This is a genomic window from Microbacterium sp. NPDC019599 (assembly GCF_040632175.1).
Taxonomy (GTDB): domain Bacteria; phylum Actinomycetota; class Actinomycetes; order Actinomycetales; family Microbacteriaceae; genus Microbacterium.
This window is the reverse complement of the sequence record NZ_JBEYBL010000001.1, coordinates 21,734-44,546: the sequence shown is the minus strand read 5'-3', so window position 1 is coordinate 44,546 and position 22,813 is coordinate 21,734. Positions and strand designations below refer to the sequence as shown.

Annotated in this window: 20 protein-coding genes; 8 read left to right on the top strand and 12 right to left on the bottom strand. The window is 71.5% G+C overall.

Annotated features, from left to right (window positions below):
- Positions 1 to 13 precede the first annotated feature (13 nt).
- Both ABZ477_RS00175 and mfd read right to left on the bottom strand, forming a co-directional pair.
- A complete protein-coding gene (locus ABZ477_RS00175) occupies positions 14 to 742 on the bottom strand; it encodes a gamma-glutamyl-gamma-aminobutyrate hydrolase family protein (RefSeq protein WP_360126055.1) in 729 nt (242 codons plus the stop codon).
- Positions 739 to 4,374 (bottom strand): transcription-repair coupling factor, encoded by a 3,636-nt coding sequence (gene mfd / locus ABZ477_RS00170; protein ID WP_360126052.1) that lies wholly within the window; start codon positions 4,372 to 4,374, stop codon positions 739 to 741. The genes ABZ477_RS00175 and mfd overlap by 4 nt, the downstream gene beginning before the upstream one ends.
- A 62-nt stretch (positions 4,375 to 4,436) precedes the next feature.
- Between mfd and ABZ477_RS00165 the strand changes: the two genes are divergently transcribed.
- Positions 4,437 to 5,009, top strand: coding sequence for a hypothetical protein (locus ABZ477_RS00165; protein WP_360126050.1), 573 nt, complete (start codon positions 4,437 to 4,439; stop codon positions 5,007 to 5,009).
- Between the two features lie 13 nt (positions 5,010 to 5,022).
- On the opposite strand, the gene pth is transcribed toward ABZ477_RS00165, so the two are convergent.
- Both pth and ABZ477_RS00155 read right to left on the bottom strand, forming a co-directional pair.
- The gene (pth, locus tag ABZ477_RS00160; RefSeq protein ID WP_360126047.1) at positions 5,023 to 5,604 is read right to left on the bottom strand and encodes an aminoacyl-tRNA hydrolase; all 582 of its coding nucleotides are present in this window, start codon (positions 5,602 to 5,604) and stop codon (positions 5,023 to 5,025) included.
- A gap of 87 nt (positions 5,605 to 5,691) precedes the next feature.
- Positions 5,692 to 6,327, bottom strand: a complete 636-nt coding sequence (locus ABZ477_RS00155) for a 50S ribosomal protein L25/general stress protein Ctc (protein ID WP_360126044.1) — start codon at positions 6,325 to 6,327, stop codon at positions 5,692 to 5,694.
- 305 nt (positions 6,328 to 6,632) lie between these two features.
- Between ABZ477_RS00155 and ABZ477_RS00150 the strand changes: the two genes are divergently transcribed.
- Positions 6,633 to 6,755 (top strand): hypothetical protein, encoded by a 123-nt coding sequence (locus tag ABZ477_RS00150; protein ID WP_360126041.1) that lies wholly within the window; start codon positions 6,633 to 6,635, stop codon positions 6,753 to 6,755.
- 40 nt (positions 6,756 to 6,795) lie between these two features.
- Here the strand turns inward: ABZ477_RS00150 and ABZ477_RS00145 are convergent, their stop codons facing one another.
- From ABZ477_RS00145 to ABZ477_RS00120, 6 genes are all read right to left on the bottom strand, one after another.
- Entirely contained in the window at positions 6,796 to 7,836 is a 1,041-nt protein-coding gene (locus ABZ477_RS00145) for a zinc-binding dehydrogenase (protein WP_360126038.1), read from the bottom strand.
- Between the two features lie 15 nt (positions 7,837 to 7,851).
- Positions 7,852 to 8,565: a fumarylacetoacetate hydrolase family protein gene (locus tag ABZ477_RS00140; protein ID WP_360127850.1), complete on the bottom strand. Its 714-nt coding sequence runs from the start codon at positions 8,563 to 8,565 to the stop codon at positions 7,852 to 7,854.
- Positions 8,566 to 8,582: 17 nt separating this feature from the next.
- Positions 8,583 to 9,350 carry an SDR family oxidoreductase gene (locus ABZ477_RS00135; RefSeq protein WP_360126035.1) on the bottom strand — a complete coding sequence of 256 codons (768 nt, stop codon included), beginning with the start codon at positions 9,348 to 9,350 and terminating at the stop codon, positions 8,583 to 8,585.
- Complete coding sequence (locus tag ABZ477_RS00130) at positions 9,347 to 10,762, bottom strand: MFS transporter (RefSeq protein ID WP_360126032.1); 1,416 nt, start codon at positions 10,760 to 10,762, stop codon at positions 9,347 to 9,349. The genes ABZ477_RS00135 and ABZ477_RS00130 overlap by 4 nt, the downstream gene beginning before the upstream one ends.
- Before the next feature lie 89 nt (positions 10,763 to 10,851).
- Positions 10,852 to 11,655, bottom strand: a complete 804-nt coding sequence (locus ABZ477_RS00125) for an IclR family transcriptional regulator (protein ID WP_360126029.1) — start codon at positions 11,653 to 11,655, stop codon at positions 10,852 to 10,854.
- 39 nt (positions 11,656 to 11,694) lie between these two features.
- The gene (locus ABZ477_RS00120; RefSeq protein WP_360126027.1) at positions 11,695 to 12,771 is read right to left on the bottom strand and encodes a D-2-hydroxyacid dehydrogenase; all 1,077 of its coding nucleotides are present in this window, start codon (positions 12,769 to 12,771) and stop codon (positions 11,695 to 11,697) included.
- Positions 12,772 to 12,866: 95 nt separating this feature from the next.
- Here ABZ477_RS00120 and ABZ477_RS00115 point away from each other — a divergent pair, with 95 nt between their 5' ends.
- Both ABZ477_RS00115 and gndA read left to right on the top strand, forming a co-directional pair.
- On the top strand, positions 12,867 to 13,784 hold the full coding sequence (locus ABZ477_RS00115; protein WP_360126024.1) for an NAD(P)-dependent oxidoreductase: 918 nt from the start codon (positions 12,867 to 12,869) through the stop codon (positions 13,782 to 13,784).
- 222 nt (positions 13,785 to 14,006) lie between these two features.
- Positions 14,007 to 15,500, top strand: coding sequence for an NADP-dependent phosphogluconate dehydrogenase (gene gndA, locus ABZ477_RS00110; RefSeq protein ID WP_360127847.1), 1,494 nt, complete (start codon positions 14,007 to 14,009; stop codon positions 15,498 to 15,500).
- Between the two features lie 57 nt (positions 15,501 to 15,557).
- Here the strand turns inward: gndA and ABZ477_RS00105 are convergent, their stop codons facing one another.
- Positions 15,558 to 16,898 carry an FAD-binding oxidoreductase gene (locus ABZ477_RS00105; protein WP_360126021.1) on the bottom strand — a complete coding sequence of 447 codons (1,341 nt, stop codon included), beginning with the start codon at positions 16,896 to 16,898 and terminating at the stop codon, positions 15,558 to 15,560.
- A 132-nt stretch (positions 16,899 to 17,030) separates the two neighbouring features.
- On the opposite strand from ABZ477_RS00105, the gene ABZ477_RS00100 reads away from it, so the two are divergent.
- From ABZ477_RS00100 to ABZ477_RS00085, 4 genes are all read left to right on the top strand, one after another.
- Positions 17,031 to 18,044, top strand: a complete 1,014-nt coding sequence (locus tag ABZ477_RS00100) for a glycosyltransferase family 4 protein (protein ID WP_360126018.1) — start codon at positions 17,031 to 17,033, stop codon at positions 18,042 to 18,044.
- Positions 18,045 to 18,147: 103 nt separating this feature from the next.
- The gene (locus ABZ477_RS00095; RefSeq protein WP_360126015.1) at positions 18,148 to 19,281 is read left to right on the top strand and encodes a glycosyltransferase; all 1,134 of its coding nucleotides are present in this window, start codon (positions 18,148 to 18,150) and stop codon (positions 19,279 to 19,281) included.
- A complete protein-coding gene (locus tag ABZ477_RS00090; RefSeq protein ID WP_360126012.1) occupies positions 19,278 to 20,306 on the top strand; it encodes a glycosyltransferase in 1,029 nt (342 codons plus the stop codon). Before ABZ477_RS00095 ends, ABZ477_RS00090 begins: the two co-directional genes overlap by 4 nt.
- Complete coding sequence (locus ABZ477_RS00085; protein WP_360126009.1) at positions 20,303 to 21,793, top strand: glycosylase; 1,491 nt, start codon at positions 20,303 to 20,305, stop codon at positions 21,791 to 21,793. The genes ABZ477_RS00090 and ABZ477_RS00085 overlap by 4 nt, the downstream gene beginning before the upstream one ends.
- On the opposite strand, the gene ABZ477_RS00080 is transcribed toward ABZ477_RS00085, so the two are convergent.
- Positions 21,771 to 22,784 carry a magnesium and cobalt transport protein CorA gene (locus tag ABZ477_RS00080; RefSeq protein WP_360126006.1) on the bottom strand — a complete coding sequence of 338 codons (1,014 nt, stop codon included), beginning with the start codon at positions 22,782 to 22,784 and terminating at the stop codon, positions 21,771 to 21,773. The genes ABZ477_RS00085 and ABZ477_RS00080 overlap by 23 nt on opposite strands.
- Positions 22,785 to 22,813 lie beyond the last annotated feature (29 nt).

Here is a 22,813-nt window from a genome sequence, read left to right as displayed (position 1 = left end):
ACCGGCGCTGTGATCAGTGCGCCGTCGAGAGTTGCTGCGCGGCCCCCGCGAAGTCGCCGAGCAGAGCCGCGAGGTGCGCAGAATCGGCCGTGGGATCCTCGGGGTGCCACTGCACGCCGACGACCCACCCGTCGCCCGCGAGCTCGACGGCCTCGATCACGCCGTCCGGCGCGGTCGCGCTCACCACGAGGCCGTCGCCCAGCTCGTGGATCGCCTGGTGATGGCCCGACCTGATGTCGTGAGGGCCCGCACCCACGACGGCCGCGAGTCGAGTACCGGCCGCGACCTCGACGGAGTGCGTGACCATGAGCACGGCGGAATCGGGGTCGCGGTGGATGCCGATGCCGAGATCCTGCACGAGCGTCCCGCCGAGCGCGACGTTGAGCAGCTGCGCCCCGCGGCAGATCGCGAGGAGCGGCGTGCTCGCCTCGATCGCGGCGCGCATGAGCGCGGCCTCGAAGGCGTCGGCGGCAGCATCCGCAGAATCCATCCAGGCGCCGGCGACTGCCGCGCCGTACCCGGTGGGATCGACGTCCGCGCCGCCGAGCACGATCACTCCCCCGCTCGAGGCCACGAGGTCGTCGGGAGAGGCATCCGGAGCCGCGGCGTTGACCCACCGCACCTCGAGGCCCGCATCCCGCGCGGCCGCCCCCGCCACGTCCGCGAGGTCCCGCAGCTCCTGCGCGAACTGCGCGTCGTGAAGCGGGGTCGAGCTCGAGTACGAGACGACGACGGGGGTCACTGCGCGGACCTGCCCGCCGACGCAGCCGCGTCGGCGGCCGCCGGGGCTTTGACGGGCCACAGCTGGTCGAGCAGCTGTCCGACCCACGCGATCAGGTCGGCGTCGCCGAGAGGACCGCCGCCCGCCGTGGGCAGCGGCACGACGAGCGCTTCGCCGCCGGAGAGCAGCTTGGCCTTCGGATAGAGGCGCTGCAGGCGCACGCGCATCGAATCAGGCAGATGCGCTGGCGCAATGCGCAGGTTCGGGCCCATCGCCACGACGTCGGCGAGACCGGCCTGTGCGGCTCGACGCCGCAGGCGCGCGACAGCGGTGAGTCCCTCGACCTCGGCGGGCGCCTCGCCGTAGCGGTCGCGCAGCTCGTCGATCACGAGATCGATCGCGTCGTCCTTGGCGGTGGCGGATGCCGCGGCCGAGAGCTTCTGATACGCCTCCAGGCGCAGCCGCTCGCTGTCGATGTAGTACTCCGGGATGCGCGCCTGCACGGGCAGCTCGAGCCGGAGCTCGGCCGGCCCCTCGGCCTCCTCGCCGCGGAACGCCGAGACGGCCTCGCCGATCATCCGCAGGTACAGATCGAAACCCACGCCCGCGATGTGGCCCGCCTGCTCGGCACCGAGGAGGTTGCCGGCACCGCGCAGCTCGAGGTCCTTGAGGGCGACCTGCATGCCCGACCCGAGGTCGTTGTTGACGGCGATCGTCTCGAGTCGGTCGGCGGCAGTCTCGGACAGCGGCTTGAGGTCGTCGTACAGGAAGTACGCGTACGCGCGCTCGCGCCCGCGGCCGACGCGGCCGCGGAGCTGGTGCAGCTGCGACAGGCCGTACTTGTCCGCGCGGTCGATGATGATCGTGTTGGCGTTGGAGATGTCCAGGCCCGTCTCGATGATCGTCGTCGAGACCAGCACGTCGGCCTTGCGCTCCCAGAAGTCGTCGACGACCTGCTCGAGCTGGTGCTCGCCCATCTGGCCGTGCGCGACGACGACGCGCGCCTCGGGCACGAGCTCGCTCAGCTCGGCGGCGACGCGCTGGATCGACTGCACTCGGTTGTGGACGTAGAACACCTGCCCCTCGCGGAGGAGCTCGCGCCGGATCGCCGCGGCGATCTGCTTGTCGCTGCGCGCTCCGACGTAAGACAGGATCGGATGCCGGTCCTCGGGTGGAGTCTGCAGCGTCGACATCTCGCGGATTCCCGTGACCGCCATCTCGAGCGTGCGCGGGATCGGCGTCGCGCTCATGGCGAGGATGTCGACGTTGGTCTTGAGCTTCTTCAGGGCGTCCTTGTGCTCGACGCCGAAGCGCTGCTCCTCGTCGATGATCATGAGGCCGAGGTCCTTGAAGACGACCTTCTCGGTGAGGATGCGATGCGTGCCGATGACCATGTCGACGGTGCCGTCGGTCAGGCCCGCGAGCGTGTCGCGTGCCTGCTTGTCGGTCTGGAAGCGCGACAGCGGCCGCACCTTCACGGGGAATCCGGCGAACCGCTCCGTGAACGTCTCGAGGTGCTGCTTGGCGAGGAGCGTCGTGGGGACGAGCATCGCGACCTGCTTGCCGTCCTGGATCGCCTTGAACGCCGCGCGCACGGCGACCTCGGTCTTGCCGAAGCCGACGTCGCCGGACAGCAGCCGGTCCATCGGGATCGGCTTCTCCATGTCGGCCTTGATCTCGTCGATCGTCTGGAGCTGATCGGGCGTCTCGGCGAACGGGAACGCCTCTTCCAGCTCGCGCTGCCAGGGCGTGTCGGGGCCGAAGGCGTAGCCCTTGGCCGCCATGCGTGCCGAGTAGAGCTTGACGAGCTCGACCGCGATGTCGCGGACCGCTTTGCGCGCCTTGCCCTTCGCCTGCGCCCAGTCGCTGCCGCCCATCTTCGACAGGGCGGGAGCCTCGCCGCCGACGTAGCGCGACAGGAGATCGAGCTGGTCGGTCGGGACGAAGAGCTTGTCGCCGGGATAGCCGCGCTTGGACGGCGCGTATTCGAGGACGAGGTACTCCCGCACGCTCTTGACGGCGTTGCGTCCACCACTGGAGACCTCGCGCTGCGTCAGCTCGACGAACTTGCCGATCCCGTGCGTCGCGTGCACGACGTAGTCGCCCGCCTTCAGCTGCAGCGGGTCGACGACATTCTTGCGCCGCGACGCGAGCTTCTTCACGACCCGGCTGTCGCCGCCGATCGTCCGGCCGTAGAACTCGGTCTCGGTGAGCACCGCGAGCTTCGCGTCGGGTGCCTCGAAGCCGCGCTCGAGCACCGCGGCCACGACGTGCGCGACGCCGGGCTCGGGCGCCTCGAGCACGTCGTCGACCTTGCGCGCCGCGATCCCGCGCTCCCCGAGCACGTCGCGCGACCGCTCCACGAGTCCTGATCCGGATGCTGCCACCACGACGCGCCAGCCGGCTGCGAGCAGCTCGCCGATATGCGCCGTCGCGCCGTCGACGTTGCCCTGGAACGAGGGCACGGCACCGCCGGGCACGCGGATCGCGGCGGAGGCCTCGAGCGCGACGTCCAGATCGTCGAGCAGCCCTTCCGCCGAGGCATCCGCCGCCCCGGAGTCGAAGCCGGACAAGGTCCACCAGACGTCACCGCGATCGGCCGCGACCTCTCGGAGCCTCGGCAGCGTGAGGAAGTCGCCCGCACCGAGGTCGATCGGGGTGCTCGCGCCCGAGGTCGCGGCGCTCCACGCGGCATCGAGGAACTCTCGATTGGTCTCGCCGAGCGTGATGGCGCGCGTCACCGACCGCTCCGGGTCGGCCAGGGCGATCGCCGCGCCTTCGGGGAGGTAGTCCACGATCGTCACGAGATCGTCGACGAGCGCCGGCAGCAGCGACTCCATGCCCTCGACGGGGATGCCCTCCGCCATCTTCTCGAGCATCGTGCGCAGGCCCGGGAACTCGTCCTTCAGCTGCCGGGCACGACCGCGCACCTGATCGGTGAGCAGGAGCTCCCGGCTCGGGACGAGGGCGACCTCGCGGACCTCGCCGGGCAGTGAGCGCTGGTCCGCGACCGAGAACGCCCGGATCTGGTCGACCTCGTCCCCGAAGAACTCAATACGGTAGGGATGGTCGGCCACCGGCGGGAAGACATCGAGGATGCCGCCCCGCAGCGCGAACTCGCCGCGCCGCGACACCATGTCGACGCGGTGGTACGCGAGTTCGACGAGCCGCGCCGCGACCTCGGACAGCTCGTGGCCGCGACCGCCGACCGTCAGCGCGATCGGAGCGACCTCGGCAAGGCCGCCGGCGAGAGGCTGCAGGGCGCCGCGGACCGACGCCGTCACGATGAGCGGGGCGTCCTCGGACCGCTCCGCCAGACGACGGATGACCTCGAGCCGCCGCCCTACGGTCTCGGGGCTGGGGCTCAGACGCTCGTGCGGCAGGGTCTCCCACGCCGGGAAGTGCACGACCTCGGCCGTCGGGACGAGCCCTTCGAGCGCGACGCCGAGCGACTCGGCACGACGCCCCGTCGGCGCGATCGCGAGGAGGACGGGTGGACGGCCTGACGCGCGCCGACGCTCGAGCAGGGCCGCGAGGAGCGGCGCATCGAGGCCGTCCGGGAGCGAGAAGTCGGCATCGAAGGATGCCGCGGCCGCGGCATCCGCGAACGACTCGGCCTGTTCGAGGGCGCGCACGATCCCGGGAACTGTCACCGGAAGATTCTACGGTCCGCCTGCGACACGGCGGCCGGCGAGGCGGCTCCTAGGATGAGTGCGTGAGCGACCCCCTCCCGCCGCGACCGCCGCTGCCTGCGGCCGCACAGCCGACGCCCGCGCCCGCGTGGCCGCCGCTTCCGCCGAGGCAGCCGGCGACCGCGCCCGCCGGATCCCCGGTGCCGCCGGCCGGATCCCCCACGGTCGCGCGCCGGCCCGCCTACGGCGGACCGCTCTCCTCCCCTGCCCGCACCAACACCGTCGGCCGCGTCGCACTCGTGGCCGGCATCCTCGCCTTCGCGCTCTCGACGATCGTCGTGTCGATCGCGGCGTTCCAGATCGGCCTCGGCGCCGGCCGCGAGCTCGCTTCACGAGAGTTGACGGCGGACTTCGACTGGAGCATCCTCTCCCCCGTCCGCGACTGGGTGCTGCTCGGCGAGTCGGCCTTCTGGGCCGGCACGATCCTCGGCCTCTGGACCCTCGTGCAGGGCATCGTCGCCCTCGTGACGGATCGCGGTCGCCGCGCCGGCATCGCCGCCGTCGTCCTCGCGATCGCGGCCCCCATCGCCTTCGCCATCGCGCTCAACGTCTTCCTGACGATGGGCCTGTCCGCAGGCTCCGGCATCGGCGGCTGACGCCCGGACGGACTCAGCGGGGCGAGTGGTGCTTCTGCTGGGCCGCGAGCAGGCCCTCGTCGATGAGCTGCTCGACGGCGTCGGCGGCGTCCCCCACGAGGACGCCGAGATTCTTCCGCTCCGAGGCGCCGAAGGGATCGAGCACCCAGTCCGCGGCGTCCTGACGACCCGAGGGGCGGCCGATGCCGACACGCACGCGAGGGAACTCCGCCGTCCCGAGAGCCTTCGCGACGTCGCGGACGCCATTGTGCCCGCCGTGACCGCCGCCCACTTTGAGCTTGATGGTGTCGAAGGGGATGTCGAGCTCGTCGTGGACGACGACGACGCGGTCCGGCTCGATGCCGTAGAACTTCGCAAGGCCGGCCACCGGTCCGCCCGACACGTTCATGAAGGAGTTGGGCTTCGCGAGGATGATCTTGGGGCCGCCGGGGCGCAGCCAGGTCTCGGCGGCGCGAGCGTTCGCCTTGTGCTGCTTGAACGGCTCGTTGCGGCGGGCCGCGAGCTCGTCCACGACGAGCTGGCCGACGTTGTGACGCGTCAGCTCATACCGCGGCCCGGGATTGCCGAGGCCCACGATCAGCCATGCGTCCGCCATGTCTTCCATCCTCCCCGATCCGGCGACCTGCGCCGGAATGCGACGAGGGGGTGCGGCATCCCGCACCCCCTCGCCGACTCAGTGGTCTTACTCGGCGGCAGCCTCGGTGGGCTCGGCCTCGTCGGCCTGCTCGGCGGCGGCAGCCTCGTCGGCGGCCTCGATCTCCTCGACGGCGGCCGCGGACGGGACCGCGACGGCCACGATGAGGAGGTCGCCCTCGGCCGCGAGCGTCGCGCCCGCGGGGAGCTTCAGGTCGGCGGCGGTGACGTGCGTGCCGTCCTCGAGGCCCTCGACGTCGAGCTCGATGTGCTCGGGGATGTGCGTGGCCTCAACCTCGAGCGCGACGCTCGTGGCGTCGAGGTTCGCGATGGCGTCACCGGCGGGCTCGCCCACGACGACGATCGGGACGTCGACCTGGATCTTCTCGCCCTTCTTCACGACGAGGAGGTCGATGTGCTCGATGATCTGGTGTACCGGGTCCTTCTGGACGTCCTTCACCAGCGTGAGCTGCTCCTTGCCGTTGACGTCGAGCTCGAGCACCGCGTTGGCACGGCGGACCAGCAGCGACACCTGGTGGCCGGGGAGCGCCACGTGGACGGGCGACGTGCCGTGGCCGTAGATGACCGCGGGGATCTGGCCGGCGGCGCGGAGGCGGCGGGCGTAGCCCTTGCCGAAGTTCTCGCGAAGCTCGGCGTGGACCTTGGTGTCGGTCTCGGTCGACATGATGGTTCTCCTTGCGGGCGCACGGGCCCGTATCAGTTCAGGCGCGAAGCCTGGCGTATGGGGTCTGGATTCGACTCGAACGCGTGCGCGTGAGGAAAGCCGTGAGCCTTGATCACCGCGTCGATCACGGATGCCGCATCCGGCCGTCGGGCCGGTGCGAGGCATCCCTCGCCGAAGTTCAGTCGGCAAGTCTACCAGTGAGCGGGGGCGTGCCACGGACAAGCGCCCTCGAGATCACTCGAGCAACCATGAGCGCCCGCCCCGCTACGATGAGGAGCGCCCACTCGCCCCGACCGGAGGTCCCCATGGATTACGGCTTCGCATCCCACGTCGTCCTCTGGCTCATCGGCGCCCTGGCCGCTGTCGGCGGCGTCCTGACGGTCTTCGCGTTCTGGTCGATGGGGCGTCAGGCGTACCGCAAGAACTGAGCGCCGACCGCCTCGACGACAGCATCCACGACCCGCTCCGTCACACGCGGGCCGAGTCGAACTCGATGAGCACCTTCGAGGATGCCGCTGCCTGGCCCGCGATCTCGAACGCCTCGACAGCGCGGGCCACGGGGAGCACGTGGGTGACGATCCCCTCGACGTAGAGACTGCCGTCGGCGAGCGCCGCGATCACGGGCTCGAGGTCGGCGCCGAATCGGAACGACCCCACGAGACTCAGTTCACGTGTGATCGCGGTGGCAAGCGGCGCCTCGACGGACCCGTGACGCTGCAGTCCGAGCATGACGACGGTGCCTCCGCGAGCTGCCGCCTCGATCGCCGCGGCGAGGCCCGGCACTGTGCCGCTGGACTCGACGACGACGTCGGCGTGAAGGGCCGCGATCGCCTCCGCGTCACGAGCGTCGAGAGTCCGTGCGCCGAGCGACTCCGCGATGCGGCGCGGCAGCGGCTCGAGGTCGGTCGCGATGATCTCGGCGGCGCCGTGGTGGCGCGCGACGGCCGTGACCAGGAGTCCGATCGGCCCGGAGCCGATGACCGCGACGCGCTTGCCGCGCACGTCTCCGGCGCGCTCCAGACCGTGCCAGGCGACCGCGGCCGGCTCGACCAGCGCCGCCCGCGCGAGGCTGAGGGAGTCGGGGACCGGGTGCAGCATCCGCGACGGCAGTGCCGCCCGGTGGACGAACGCGCCCTGCGTGTGCGGCAGACGCAGCGCGGAGCCGAGATAGGTCGAGCCCGGTGCGAGGTTCGGGCGGTCCTGCGGCCACGGGGTGACGCCGTCGCCGTGCGGCGTCAGCGGGTGGACGGCGACACGCGTGCCGGCGACCGGTCCCGAGCCGTCGGCCGCCGGCGCGACGACCGTCCCGGAGACCTCGTGACCGAGGAGCATGGGCTCGCGGAGGACCGAGAGCCCCGCCGCGCCGTGGCGCCAGTAGTGGAGGTCCGAGCCGCACACCCCGCCGTACGCGATCTCGACGATCGCCTCCTCCGGCGCGGGCACGGGCTCGGGGAGGTCGGACACCCGCAGATCTCCTGCCGCATGGGCGACGACACCGATGTTGGACATGGCGGACTCCTCTCGTCAGCGCGTGGGCGTGACGAGCAGGACGTTCCCGACCTGGACCTCGACCACCGCCCCCGGCTCGATCGGGACATTGGTGAAGGGAGCACCCGTCATGACGACGTCGCCCGGGCCCAGAGGCGCCCACGACGCGATGTAGGCGAGGCACTCGCGGATCGAGACGGGCAGAGCCGCGGCATCCGTCTCGCCGACGGTCGTGCCGTCGACCCGCAGCGCGAGCGTCACGGTGTCGATGTCGGCCTGGGTGTCGATCCACGGCCCGAGCGGCGTGTAGCCTGTCCCGGCCTTCGACTCGAAGTTGCGCGGGTCGGACGCGCCGCGGTCGGGGCTCGAGAGATCGTCGACGGCGGTGACGCCGAGGACGTACTCGTGGGCGTTGGATGCTGTCAGCCCCGCGGTGTCGCGCCCGATGACGACGGCGATCTCACCCTCGGCGACCGTGGTGCCGGCATCCCGTCGGAGGGTGACGGGGATGCCGCTCCCCACGACGCCGCGCGGGCTCTTCAGCCACGCCTGCACGGGCGAGGCGTGCGACGGGCCGTTCTGGGCGACGCCGACGACGAGAACGGGCTGCGACGGTGCGATCAGCTCCCCGTCGACCGCTCCCCCGGCGTCGGCCGGGGACTGCCCCGTCGCGAAGGCCGCGTAGGGATCGGCGATCTCGATCAGGTCGTCGCCGGCCTCCCGCACGTGGACGGGACCGTCCGCCGTCATCACGCGCCCGATCCGCATCACACCACCGCCGTCATTCCACCGTCGACGTAGATCGTCTGACCGTTGACGAAGTCGCTCGCGGCGCTCGCGAGGAAGACGAGCGCGCCGACGAGGTCGCGGGTGCGGCCCCAGCGGCCGGCGGGCGTGCGCCCGCGCACCCACTGCGAGAACTGCTCGTCGGCGACGAGCGCCTTCGTGAGCTCGGTGTCGAAGTACCCCGGGGCGAGGGCGTTGGCCTGGATGCCGTGCGGCGCGAGGTCGGCGCAGAGCCCCTTCGTGAACATCGCGATGGCCCCCTTCGTGGCCGAGTACGGCGCGATGCCGGGTCGAGCGAGCTGCGATTGGACGCTGCCGATCTGGATGAGCTTGCCCGATCCCCGCGCCACCATTCCGCGGGCCGCACGGCGAGCGACGTAGAAGACGCTCGAGAGGTTCGTGGTCACGATGTCGTCCCAGTCGGCGTCGGTGAACTCCGTTATCGGCGCGCGGCGCTGGATCCCCGCGTTGTTGACGAGGATGTCGAGGGCCCCGTGCTCGGCCTCGAGGGCGCCGATGCCGGCATCCACGGCGGCGGGGTCCGTGACGTCGAACACCGTGCTGGAGACGGGGCGGCCCGTGGCGGTGGCGATGTCGTCCGCCGTGCGTGCCGCCTTCGCGGCGTCCCGCCCGTGCACGACGACGGTCGCCCCCGCTTCGGCCAGGCCTTCCGCAAGCGTCCGGCCGATGCCCTGGCTCGAGCCCGTCACGAGCGCCACCCGGCCCTCGAGGCCGAACAGGGCCGTCACCACTCGACGGTCCGGATCGTGACGGTCGTCGCGCTCACGTCGTCGCCCACCTCGTCGCGCGAGACCTTGACGGCGTCGTCCCGGCGGAGCAGGTCGCGGCGCAGCGTCTCGGGAACGAGGAAGGTCGAAGCCGTCGTGATGACCGCCAGCGTCGCCATGTAGATCGCCAGCAGGAGCCAGTTGCCGCCGCTCACCGCGATGAGGTACGCACCGAGGACGCCGGCGAGACCTCCCGCCAGGACTGCCGAGAGCTCGCGGGCCATGGCGACGCCGAGGTAGCGGTGACGGTTGCCGAACAGCTCGGGCAGCATCGCGCACTGCGGTCCGAGCATCGAGTTCACCCCGACGCCGATGCCGACGGCGACGACCGCGATCGCAAGCCAGTAGTTGCCGAGCGACAGCGACCACCAGGCCGGGAACGAGTAGAGGAGCAGGAACACGGCCCCGAAGCGGTACACGGTGCGCCGACCGAACCGGTCGGACAGGGCGCCCGTGATCGGCACGGAGAAGATGCCGATGAGCGAGCCGAGCGTGACGCCCCACGTCAGGAGGCTCCGGTCGGCGTCCGCGCCGATCATCGAGACGAAGAAGGCCAGCGCGAGCGTGTTGAACATGTACGAGCCGCCGTTCTCGGCCATGCGCAGGCCGATGCCGACGATGACGCCCGGCAGTCCTCTCGTGAAGATCTCCTTGATCGGGTGCTCTGCGATCTGCTCGCTCTTCTCGAGCTCGATGAACGTCGGCGTCTCCTTGAGGCGCATCCGGATGAACAGGGCGACGAGGATCAGCAGGAACGATGCGAGGAACGGGATGCGCCAGCCCCACGTGAGCAGGTGCTCCTCGGGAAGCAGTGTGATAAGGCTGAAGACGAGCGCCGCGAGCAGCGTGCCGGCCTGGATGCCGATGAACGGCAGCGCGGAGAAGAACCCGCGGCGCCGGACCGGCGCGTACTCAGCCATGAGGACCGTCGCACCTGCCTGCTCGGCACCGGCTCCGAAGCCCTGCAGCAGTCGGCACGTGACCAGGAGGATCGGGGCCAGGATGCCGATCGCCTCGTAGGTCGGGAGGAGCCCGATCGCGGTGGAGGCTCCGCCCATCAGCAGGATCGTGATGACCAGCACCCACTTGCGGCCGAGCTTGTCACCCAGCGTTCCGAAGAACAGCCCGCCGAAGGGACGCGCGAGGAAGCCGACGCCGTAGGTCGCGAATGCCGCCACCGTCGCCATCGCCGGGTCGTTCTGCGGGAAGAACAGGACGTTGAAGATAAGTGCTGTCGACAAGCCGTACAGCGCGAAGTCGAAGTACTCCAGTGCGCTGCCGATGCTCGATGCGAGCGTCGCGCGGCGCAGATTGGCCGCGTACTCGGGGTCGTCGGTCGGCATCGGTGCCAGGTCGGGGGTAACGCTGCTCATGCCATCTCCTTCGATCGGCATCGCCGAGGTGGCGATGTCCTCACGATACCAACCCGATGGACAGAGTTCAATATGTTGAACAGAACTTCCTAGCGAGCGCTCTTCCGGGCGGCAGCGCTGAAGGGGTTGGTCAAGGCCTCGGCGGCTTCCGAGAGCGCGGCCGCGACCCGCTGGATGTGCGCGTCGTCGGCCTCCGCGACGGACATGCCGACCCCGAGGGCGAGACGCGGATCGCCGGGAGCCCACGGATCCAGCGGCACCGCGACGCCGACGATCCCGGGGTACGACTCCTCGGCATCAAGCGCCCACCCGCGCTCGCGCGCGGCGGCCAGACGCTCCAGAAGAGCGGGGAGGTCGCTCGGGGACCGCTCCGTGAGCTGGGGGAAGGGAGCCTGGTCGGCGAGGAGCTCGGTGACGAGAGCATCTTCGAAGCCCATCAGCAGCGCCCGCCCCGTCGCCGAGAGCGCCGCCGGCAGGCGTGAGCCGAGCGGCGTGCCGAGACGCACCCTCGCCCCGCCCTCGTGTCGCGCGAGGTAGAGCGCATTCGTCCCGTCGAGCATCGCGACCTGCACCAGCTCATGACGGAGCACCGGCGAGGCGTCGCAGACCGAGTAGAACTCCCGCACCTGCTGGAACTGCGCCGCGAAGGCCCCGCCGAGCTGCGCAGTGCGGCGTCCGAGCCGGAAACCCACCGCGACACGCTCGATCATGTCGGAGGCCTCGAGCGCGAGGCACAGGTTCGCCGTCGACGACTTGGCCAGCCCGAGAGCAGTGGCGAGCTCTGTGAGGGTCATCGGGCCGCTCGACTGCGCGAGCAGTTCGAGCAGACGGATGCTGCGCGTCACTGCGGGAGCGGGATCACGGCCCAGTCGGTCGTCCTGGTCGTCGCTCATCGCAGTCCCTTCGCTTGGAGCTGCGCGGTTCGCGCGCGCTCAGTAGAACTCGACCGTATCCACCCTGCCTCGGGGGGCGCGACCATCCAGGAGCCGTGTCGCGCTCTCGGCGAAGCGCCGCGCGATCCGCTCCTCCTCCTTGCTGCTGAGAGCGGCTGTGTGCGGACTCAGGAGAACGCTCGGATGGGACCAGAGTCGAGAGTTCGGCGGGAGCGGCTCGACCTCGAAGACGTCGAGGGCAGCGAACGAGATGCGTCCGTCGTCGAGCGCGGGCAGCAGCGCCGCCTCGTCGATGACCGTGCCGCGCCCGACGCTCGCGAGGATCGCTCCGGGCTTGACGGCCGAGAGCACCCGCTCGCCGATGATGTGGTGCGTCTGCTCCGTGCCGGGCAGCGTCACGACGATCGCGTCCACATCGGCGACGGCCGACTCCAGCTCGTCGAGCGGGATGAGCCGGTCGACGCCGTCCACCGGCGTGCCGGACCGGCTCGTGCCCCAGACCTCCGCGCCGAGGGCGCTGAAGCGGCGCGCGCATTCCGCCCCGATCCCGCCGAGCCCGACGACGAGCACCGTGAGCTCGTCGAGCTGACGCATCTCCCATCGGTCGGGCCACGCCCCCTCCCGCTGATCCTGCAGGAGTCGCGGGAGACCCTTCGCGCCGGCGAGCACGCCGAACACGGCGAACTCGGCGAGCGGGCCGCCGTGAACGCCCGCGCTCGTCGTGAAGACGATGCGGTCGAGCGCCTCGCGGTCGAGGTCGGCCGCCTTGATCTGACTGCCGCCGCCGGCCGCCGTGGTCATGACCCAGCGCAGGCGTGGATTGGCGGCCACGGTCCGGGCGAGCGCGGCGGGATCCACATCCGGGATGCCGAAGAGGGCGTCCGCCGAGTCGATCATCTCGTCGAAGGCCGCCTGCTGCTCGGGCGTTCGCACGAAGCCGGGGTCTCCGGACCAGTCGGCCGCCCCGCGCATGGGGCGCATGAGAGTGTGGTCGCGGATGACCTCGACGCGGGGCTCGAGCCGCTCGATGAGCGCGCAGAGGTCCTCGCGCAGCGGCACGGCGGCCACGACGCGCAGAGTCGCCACCTCGACGGCGGTCTTCACTGAGTCGATCATCGGGATCCCTTCCTCGGGGTCAGTCCTTCCACTCTACCGTGAGTTCAGCCGGTTGAACACTGTCCTTCAGAATGGCCATGTCGTATGCTTCACGGATGAGCACCCTCCCCACGCGCGACGACGAAGCGAGCGGCATCTCGAGTCCCGGCATCCTGGGCGTGATCGGGCTCGGCGCGATGGGCGAGCCGATGGCCCGACGCCTCCTCGCCGCGCGCGGGCGGCTGGTCGTGCATGGTCGAAGGCGGCACGCGGGCCTCATCGACGCGGGAGCCGTCTGGGCCGCGACGCCCCGGGACCTCGCTCGTGAGGTGGACGCGGTTCTCGTGATGCTGCCGGATCTGCCGGAGCTCGAGGCGCTGCTGGAAGGGCCCGACGGCCTGCTGGCGGGCGCGCACGAGCTGCTCGTCATGATCGGGTCGACGTCCTCCCCCACCGGCGTCCGCGCGCTCGCCGACCGGCTCCGCGCCGTGTCCGACGGCCGCATCCGCGTCGTCGACTGTCCTGTGTCGGGCGGCGTCGACGGGGCGACGGCGGGGACGCTGTCGATCATGCTCGGCGGCGGGGCCGAGGACGCCGCGCGGGCCGCCGAGCTCCTGCGGCCGTGCGGACGTCCGGTTCACCTGGGACCGCTCGGCGCGGGAGAGGTCGCGAAGGCGTGCAACCAGCTCATCGTCGCGGCGACGATCCTCGCGCTCGGCGAGGCGACCGTGCTCGCGGAGCGCTCGGGCATCGACCCGCGCACGCTGTGGGACCTGCTCGACGGCGGCTATGCAGGCTCGAACGTCCTGACCAGTCGGAAGGACCGGCTCGTGACGGGCGACGACTCCCCCAGCGGCGCGGCGAAGTACATGGTGAAGGACCTCCGGTTCGCGACCGATGTCGCCGAAAAGACCGCGACGTCGCCCGTCGTGCTGCCTGCGGTCCGCGCGGGATTCGACGAGCTCGTCGCGGCAGGCCTCGGCGATCGCGACATCGCCGTCACGCGCCGCTTCATCGAGGAGCGGGGTCCATGACCCCTCACAATCCGCGCCCGGCGGCCGTGAGCATCCTGCCCACGGCGCGTAACACCGGTGCGCCAGACTCTAGGCTTGATGTCAACCCCTGCGCTTTTCACCCAAGGAGCACGTGTGTCTGAGACCACTTCGAATACCGACCCGGCCGTCCAGACGAAGGTCTCCACCGACCAGCAGCAGGCCCCCGAAGAGGCGACCACCGCCCACGAGGGCGCACCTCCCATCGAAGAGGTCGAGCGCCCGGCGCCGACGCCCGAGGGTCCTGCGGCTGCGCAGCCGACCGCCAACATCGGCGTCGTGGGCCTCGCCGTCATGGGCTCGAACCTGGCCCGCAACCTCGCGTCGCGCGAGGGCAACACCGTCGCCGTCTACAACCGCAGCCGGTCGAAGACCGACGAGCTGGTCACCGAGCACCCCGAGGCCGAGTTCGTCCCCTCGTTCTCGTACGAGGAGTTCGCCGCCTCGCTCACCAAGCCCCGCACCGCGGTCATCATGGTCAAGGCCGGTCGTCCGACGGATGCTGTCATCGACTCGCTCCTGGAGGTCTTCGAGCCGGGCGACATCATCGTCGACGGCGGCAACGCCCTGTTCACCGACACCATCCGCCGCGAGAAGGCCGTCCGCGAGACCGGCGTCAACTTCGTCGGCATGGGCGTCTCGGGGGGCGAGGAGGGCGCGCTCAACGGCCCGTCGCTCATGCCCGGCGGCCCCGACGAGTCGTGGGTGACCCTCGGCCCGATCCTCAAGGGGATCGCGGCGGTCGCCGAGGGCGAGCCGTGCGTCACGCACGTCGGCCACGACGGCGCGGGCCACTTCGTCAAGATGGTGCACAACGGCATCGAGTACGCCGACATGCAGCTCATCGCCGAGGCCTACGACCTCATCCGCCGCGGCACGGGCAAGACCCCCGCCGAGATCGCGGAGGTCTTCGCCGAGTGGAACACCGGCGAGCTGGAGTCCTACCTGATCGAGATCACCGCCGAGGTGCTCCGCCAGAACGACGCCGAGACGGGCAAGCCGCTCGTCGACGTCATCCTCGATCAGGCCGGCGCCAAGGGCACCGGCGCGTGGACGGTGCAGACGGCCCTCGACCTGGGCGTCCCCGTCTCAGGCATCGCCGAGGCCACCTTCGCGCGGTCGCTGTCGAGCCACCCGGAGCAGCGCTCGATCTCGACGAGCCTGCCCGGCCCCTCCGAGGCCCTGAAGGTCGACGACGCCGACGCGTTCATCGAGGACGTGCGCCTGGCCCTGTTCGCCTCGAAGATCGTGGCTTACTCGCAGGGCTTCGACGAGATCCGCGCGGGCGCCGCCCAGTACGACTGGCAGATCGACCTCGGCGCCGTCTCGAAGATCTGGCGCGCCGGCTGCATCATCCGCGCCCAGTTCCTCAACCGCATCGCCGACGCCTACGCCGCCGAGTCCGACCTCGCGGTCCTGCTCACGGCGCCGTACTTCGTCGAGGCGCTCGAGCGCGCGCAGGGCGCGTGGCGCCGGATCGTGTCGACGGCCGCGGGCTCCGGCATCCCCGCCCCCGCCTTCTCATCGTCCCTGGCGTACTACGACGGGCTGCGCGCCGAGCGCCTGCCCGCGGCCCTCATCCAGGGCCAGCGCGACTTCTTCGGTGCGCACACCTACAAGCGCATCGACAAGGAAGGCACCTTCCACACGCTGTGGTCGGGCGACCGCACCGAGATCGAAGCCGAAGACACGCACTGACCGTGACACACGAGGAGGCTCCGGGCGACCGGGGCCTCTTCGCATATCCGCCGCCGATCAGGCGGGGACGACGTTGTGGTTGCGCGAGAACAGGTTGCGCGGGTCCCACTGCGCCTTGAGGGCGACCAGGCGCGCCATCGTCTCGGGCGGATACATCCGGGCCGCGAAGGCGGGATCGGTCGTCGTCGTGAAGTTGCCGTAGACGCCGGCACCACGCGCCTCGAGGTCGGCCCACGCGGCCTGCAGCTCAGCACGCCGCGCATCGTCGACCATGCCGGGGATGTCGAAGGCGCCCGCCATCGCGAACCACGTCGCCCCACGAGCCGGGAACGGCGTGGCATCCTGCGCCACTTCGCCGAACGCGCCGCCGAGCGAGCGCAGGAACAGCACCGACGCCGGAGTGCCCTCGCGGAAGGCCGCGAGGCCGTCGATCAGCTCGTCGTCGAGGTCGACGACGAGGGTGTTGCCGCCGATGAAGCCCGGAAGCGGCTGCTCGGGGTCGGGCATGGGCGCGTCGAGCAGGATCTCGGGGTACGCGCGCACGCTGAGGTCGACCTCGGTCACGGCGTCGAGCGCGAGCAGCGGCGCGAGAGCGGAGCGCAGCGCCTGCTCGTCGTCGCCGATCCAGCACGCCACGATCGAGGCCCCCGCCGGAGCGCTCGGGTCCATGGCGGGGACGTCCATGTACGTCACCGTGAGCTCGCGCGGAGCCGTCGCGAGCACGTCGCGCAGCACCCCGAGGATGGGGCGTGCGTCGCCGGAGACGCCGAGGGTCGCCGACACGACCGCCGGCAGATCGTGCGCGCGGAAGTCGAACCGCGTCACGACGCCGAAGTTGCCTCCCCCGCCGCGCAGCGCCCACAGCAGCTCGGCGTGCGAGGACTCGGAGACCTCGACCAGCTCGCCCTCGGCCGTCACGACCTGCGCGCCGACGAGCTGGTCGGCCGCCAGGCCCCACGCTCGGACCATCCAGCCGATCCCCCCGCCGAGCGTCAGGCCCCCGACGCCCACCGAGCGCGTGTCGCCCGAGCTGATCCCGAGGCCCTGCTCGGCCAGTGTGTCGGCGACGTCGCCCCACCGCGCTCCCCCGCCGACACGCACGAGCGCTCCGCCGTCCGGATCCTCGACGACCTCGACGGCGTCGAGGGCCGTGAGGTCGATCAGGATGCCGTCGTCCAGCGTGCACCAGGCGCTGTGGCCGCCGGCACGGACGACCGCGACCCGTCGGGATGCCGCGGCGAAGCGCACCGCCTCGCTGACGTCGTCGACGGAGGAGACCCGCACGATCACCTCCGGCCTTCCGACTCCCGCGTGGGAGGCGCGGGCCCCGTCCCACCCCTGTTCCCCGGCGGCGAGCACGGATCCTGACACAGCGGTGCGCAGCGGCGTGATGTCCATATCGGGCACGCTACCGGCATCCGCCGACATGCGGGCAGCCCGGCTGTCAACCAGGTGGCGGCATCCGCACGGGCCCTCTAGCGTCGGCCCGTCGGCGGCGACCTCGGAAGGGCGGACCACGTGCGGGTAGCGATGCTCGGACCGATCGCGTGGCGGACCCCGCCCGTGCATTACGGTCCGTGGGAGCGCGTCACGAGCCTCCTGACCGAGGGGCTCGTGCGGCGAGGCGTCGACGTGACGCTCTTCGCGACGGCGGACTCCGTCACGTCTGCGCACTTGGAGGCCGTCGCACCGCACGGGTACTCCGAGGACGACGCCATGGACGGTCGCGTGTGGGAGGCGCTGCACGTCGCGCATGCGCTGGTCCGCTCGGGCGGGTTCGACCTCGTCCACAACCAGCTGGACTGGCTCCCCCTGGCCTTCGACCGGTCGTGGCAGGCACCCGTGGTCACGACGATCCACGGGTTCTCCGGCTCCGGCATACTTCCCGCCTACGCGCGTTCGCGATCGGCGTTCGTCTCGATCTCGGACGCGGATCGATCGCCCGAGCTCGACTACGTCGCCACGGTGCATCACGGCATCGATCTCGCGGAGTTCGACGACCTGCCGCCCGTCGGCGACGACCTCGTGAGCTTCGGGCGCATCCATCCCGACAAGGGAACCGCCGAGGCGATCGCCATCGCCGCGGCCGCCGGTCGGCGTCTCGTGATCTGCGGGATCGTGCAGGATGCCGCGTACTTCGCCGAGCAGGTCGAGCCGTGGATCGACGGGGAGCGCGTCATCCACCTCGGCTCCGTGGGTCCGGCGCAGCGCACGGCGGTGCTCGGCGCGGCGGCCGCGCTCCTGCATCCCATCGCGTTCGACGAGCCGTTCGGCCTCTCGGTCGTCGAAGCCATGGCGTGCGGCACGCCGGTCATCGCGTACCGGCGGGGATCCATGCCCGAGGTCGTCGACGACGGCGTGACGGGATTCGTGGTGGACGGTCGGGAGCAGGCGATCGCGGCCGTCGACCGCGCCGTGGGACTGGACCGCACCATCGTGCGGGCTCGTGCGCGGGAGCGATTCCACGTCGATCGGATGGTCGGCGAGTATCTCGACGTCTATCGGTCGGTCCTGGAGGACCCGCGATTTGTCAAGGGTCGATGACGTCGCGCGGAACGGGTGTTCAATGGCCCTGCGCGGAACGGGAGTGCCGCGCGCACGCCGGACTTGATGAAGGCGAGACCCTCGCACTGACAAGAAGGCGCTCATGACCCGATTCGGCATCCTCTCGACCTATCCCCCCACCAGGTGCGGTCTGGCGACGTTCACGCACGCGCTCGAAACCGCGCTCACGGCCTCCGGCCGCGACACCGCGCTCATCGTGCGGGCCGTCGACGGGCCGGCGGACGACATCCCACGGGGGCGCGAATCGGCGCGGTCCGCCGGTCCTGAGCTCGTCGCCGGCGACCCCGCGAGCATGCGGAGGGCGGCGTCCGCCCTCGACGCGTGCGATGTCGCGATCATCCAGCACGAGTACGGCATCTACGGCGGCCCCGACGGGGACGAGGTGGTGACACTGCTCGGGATGCTGGGCGTGCCCGTCATCGCGGTGCTGCACACCGTGCTCCCCTCGCCGTCGGAGCATCAGCGGGTGGTCCTCGAGCGGGTGTGCGCGAGAGCCGCCGGCGTCGTCGTCATGACGAACAACGCGCGGGAGGTCCTCCTCTCGACGTATCGGGTCGCCTCGGCGAAGGTCGTCGTCATCCCGCACGGCGTGGCCGTGCCGCAGCAGGCCGCTGCCGCCCACGGCGCGTCTGCGCGGCGGCGGATCCTCACGTGGGGGCTCATCTCGCGGGGGAAGGGCCTGGAATGGGGCATCCGCGCCCTCGACAGACTGCGGGACCTCGACGTCGAGTACGTCATCGCGGGCCAGACGCATCCGAAGGTGCGGGCGACGGAGGGCGAGCAGTACCGGGAGCATCTCGCGAGCGTCATCCGCGAACTCCGCCTGGAGGATTCCGTGATGCTCGAGGATCGCTACCTCGATGCCGCCGAGCTCGACCGTCTCGTAGCGACGGCGGATGTCGTGCTCCTGCCCTACGAGTCGACCGAGCAGGCGACCTCCGGCGTGCTCGCCGAGGCCGTCGCCGCCGGGATCCCGGTCGTCGCGACCGGCTTCCCGCATGCGGTCGAACTGCTCGGAGACGGCGCGGGACTGATCGCCGCGCATGGCGACCCCGCGTCGATGGCAGAGGCGCTGCGGGCGATCCTGGAACAGGACGACGACACGCGGCGCCTGCGGACCGCCGCGTCCCGGCACGCGCCGCGCTGGACGTGGCCCGTGGTCGCGGAGCGCTTCCGCGACCTCGCAGGCACTGTGCGGGCGGTGCGCGCGGCATGACGCCGTGGCATGACCGCCCCGTCTTCGCCCACCTTCGGGCGCTGACCGACGAGCGCGGCGTCTTCGAGCACGCGCTCCGGGACGAGCCCCGCCGCGGCGGCGGCTATTGCGTCGACGACGTCTCGCGCGCGCTCATCGTGCTCGCGCGCGAGCCCGACTCCCGGCCCGACGTGCGCGGCGTCGTGAGCCTGTGCCTCTCGTTCGTCGAGGCCGCCGTCGCGCCGAGCGGACGGGTCCGCAACCGCATGGCCCGCGACGGACGCTTCACCGATGTGCCGGCGGTCGGCGATTGGTGGGGCCGCGCCCTCTGGTCGCTCGGCGTCGCCGCCGCGCGACTGCCCGACGAGGCCGAGGCGGCGCGTGCGCTCGCGGCGTTCCACCGCGCCGCGTCCGCTCGCTCGACCTATCTGCGAGCGATCGCGTTCGCGGCGCTCGGCGCCGTCGAGGTGCTGCGGGTCCGCCCCGGCGACGACCGCGCCGTGCATCTCCTGCGCCGCGCCGCCGGCGTCATCCGCCCGGGCGCCGATCCGCGCTGGCCGTGGCCGGAGCCGCGCCTGCGCTACGCGAACGCCGCCCTGCCGGAGGCGCTGCTCGCGGCCGGAGCGGGGCTGGAGGATGCTGGACTCGTGGACCACGGGCTCGGGATGCTGCAGTTCCTCCTCGACGTCGAGACGAGCGACGGCCATCTCTCCGTCACGGGAACGCGCGGACGGGGTCGCGGCGAGCGCAGCCCGCAGTTCGATCAGCAGCCGATCGAGGTCGCCGCCATCGCGGATGCATGCGCGAGGGCCTTCGACCTGACGGGCGATCCGGCCTGGAGGGAAGGAGTGGCGATGGCGTGGGCGTGGTTCGAGGGGGACAACGACACCGGCATCCCCATGCTCGACCCGCAGACCGGAGCCGGGTTCGACGGTCTCACGCGCGCGGGGCGCAACGAGAACCGCGGCGCCGAGTCCACGCTCGCGATGCTCGGGACCTTCCAGCAGGCGCGACGCCTGGGTGTGATCACGGCGGCAGTCCGATGAGACTCACGGGTCACGACGCGCACCTCGCACACGACCCGGGGCGCGTCGTGACCCGGTTCTTCCTTCCGGGCGAGGATCCGGCGTCGTCCGAGGCGCGCGCCGAGAGCATCGTCGCGCGCGTCCTCACCCTCTCACCCGACGAGCTCGCCGCGACGGCGCGGCAGGTCGTCGCCGAGTTCGCGTCGCAGCACGGCGATGTCGAGGCGACGCTCGTGGCCCACGCAGAGGCTGTCGTCGACCGCGGCGCCGGCGAGGGGTCACTGACCCGCGACCAGGAGCTCGTGATCGGCTCGGTCTTCACGGCCGACTTCGCCGTCGAGGGAGCGGCCCTGTGCAACCCGAGCGCCGTGCCGCACCCTGCGCAGGACGGGCTTGCGGCCGGCGAGCTGCGGGTCGCGCTATCGCTCCGCTGCATCGGGGAAGGACACATCTCGTCGATCGGCTTCGCCGAGGCGGTGATCGGCGCCGACGGGTCGTGGACCTTCGGCGAGCGCGAGAGGCCCCTCATCCGGCCGCGCGTCGCGGCGGGCGAGTGGTCACGCGCGCACTTCGCCCACGTCGTCGCGGACGGCGACGGCGTCGGGGCCAGCGACATCGCGCACGCCGTGCTCGCAGCCCTCCCCGAGCGATTCGGTCACGCCGACGTGGAGGCCGCGATCGAGGGTCTCCCCTATGCGCTGGCGGTGCGCCCCAGCAGCGCAGGCCCGATGCGAAGGCTGCGCGAAGCCTGCCTGTCCGCCTACGCCGCCGCGTTCCCCCCTGAGTCGCCGCTGTCGTCGCGCACGCTCATGCCGGTCAGACCGGAGGAGGACCACGGCGTCGAGGACGCCCGCTTCGTGCGCTTCATCGACGGGGACGGCGCCCCGACGTACCGCGCCACGTATACGGCGTACGACGGCAAGCACATCGCTCCGCGGCTCATCACGTCGCCCGACCTCGTGGAGTTCTCGTTCCACCGGCTGAGCGGGACGGGCGCTCACAACAAGGGCATGGCGCTCTTCCCGCGCCTCGTCGGCGGTCGTCACCTCGCCCTGACGCGTCTCGGCGGCGAGGACATCTCGCTGGCGGCTTCGGAGGACGGCCTCGTGTGGGATGACCTCGGGCGGATCTGCGCGCCCCAGGAGCCGTGGGAGCTCATCCAGCTCGGCAACTGCGGCTCGCCGATCGAGACGCCGGAGGGATGGCTCGTCCTGACCCACGGAGTCGGACCGCTGCGGACCTACTCGCTCGGCGCGCTGCTGCTCGACCTCGACGACCCGTCGAGGATCATCGGTCGTACGCGCACGCCCCTCCTCCGGCCCGAGGGAGAGATGGCCGCCGGATACGTCCCGCGCGTCGTCTACTCCTGCGGCGCGATCGCCCATCGCGACACCCTCTGGATCCCGATCGGCGTCGGGGACCGGCGCATCGAGGTCTACTCGATCTCGCTGCGCGACCTCGCGGCGGCGCTCGACCCGGTGCCGGTCAGAGCCAGCCGCGGCGCTTGAAGATGAGGTAGAGGGTCACGCTCGTGACGGCCATGAGCCCGAGTGCCATCGGGTAGCCCCACGGCCAGTCCAGCTCGGGCATGTACTCGAAGTTCATGCCGTACACGGTGCCGACCAGCGTCGGCGCGAAGAGGATCGCAGCCCACGACGAGACCTTCTTGACCTGATCGTTCTGCGTGATGCTGTGCTCCGTCATGCGCCGCATCGCGTCGTTGTTGGCCTGCTCGACGAGCGTCGCATGCACGCCGAGGGCCGATTCCAGCGTGCGACGGAAAGCGTCGACCCGATCGGTCACGTGGCGCGCGGCATCCTCCACCTCGTGGAATGCCGGAGCCGTCGCGCTCTCCGCGGCATCCCCGAGCTCGTCCTGCACCCGCACGAGCATCCCGGGCAGCGGCGAGGTCGCGTGCTGCAGGTCGATGACCTCGCGCTGGAGCTTGAAGATGCGCCGCGAGACGCCCTCGCCGTGGGAGAAGAGCTGGTCCTCGATCTCGTCGATGTCGTTCTCGACGCCCGCCAGTACGGGCCCGTACTCGAAGAGGATGTGCTCGACCATCGCCCACAGCGCCGCGAGCGGGCCCTTGGCCAGGATCTCGGGATGCTGTTCCAGCTTCGCGCGGACCGCCTCGTCGTCGATGCGATCGTCGCTGTCGACCGTCACGACGTAATCGGGCCCGACGAAGAGGTCCACCTCTGAGCACTCGACCGTCTCGCGGTCGTCGAAGTAGCGCGCGGGCTGCAGGACGACGAACAGCAGGTCGCCGTAGCGCTCGAGCTTGCTGCGCTGGTGGCCCTTGAGGGAGTCGCGGACGGCGAGCCGGTCCAGATCGAGCAGCTCTGCCAGCTGCTGGAGCTCCTCGGGGCGGGGCCGGCTCAGCGAGATCCACGCGATGCCGCCCGCGGCGCGCGCCTGCTCGACCGCCTGTGCGGCCCCCAGGCGACCCCCGGCCCGCGCTCCCCCGACATAGACGCCCGCGTCGATCACCGCCACGAGGCCACCCTAGGCCTCCCGTCGGATCG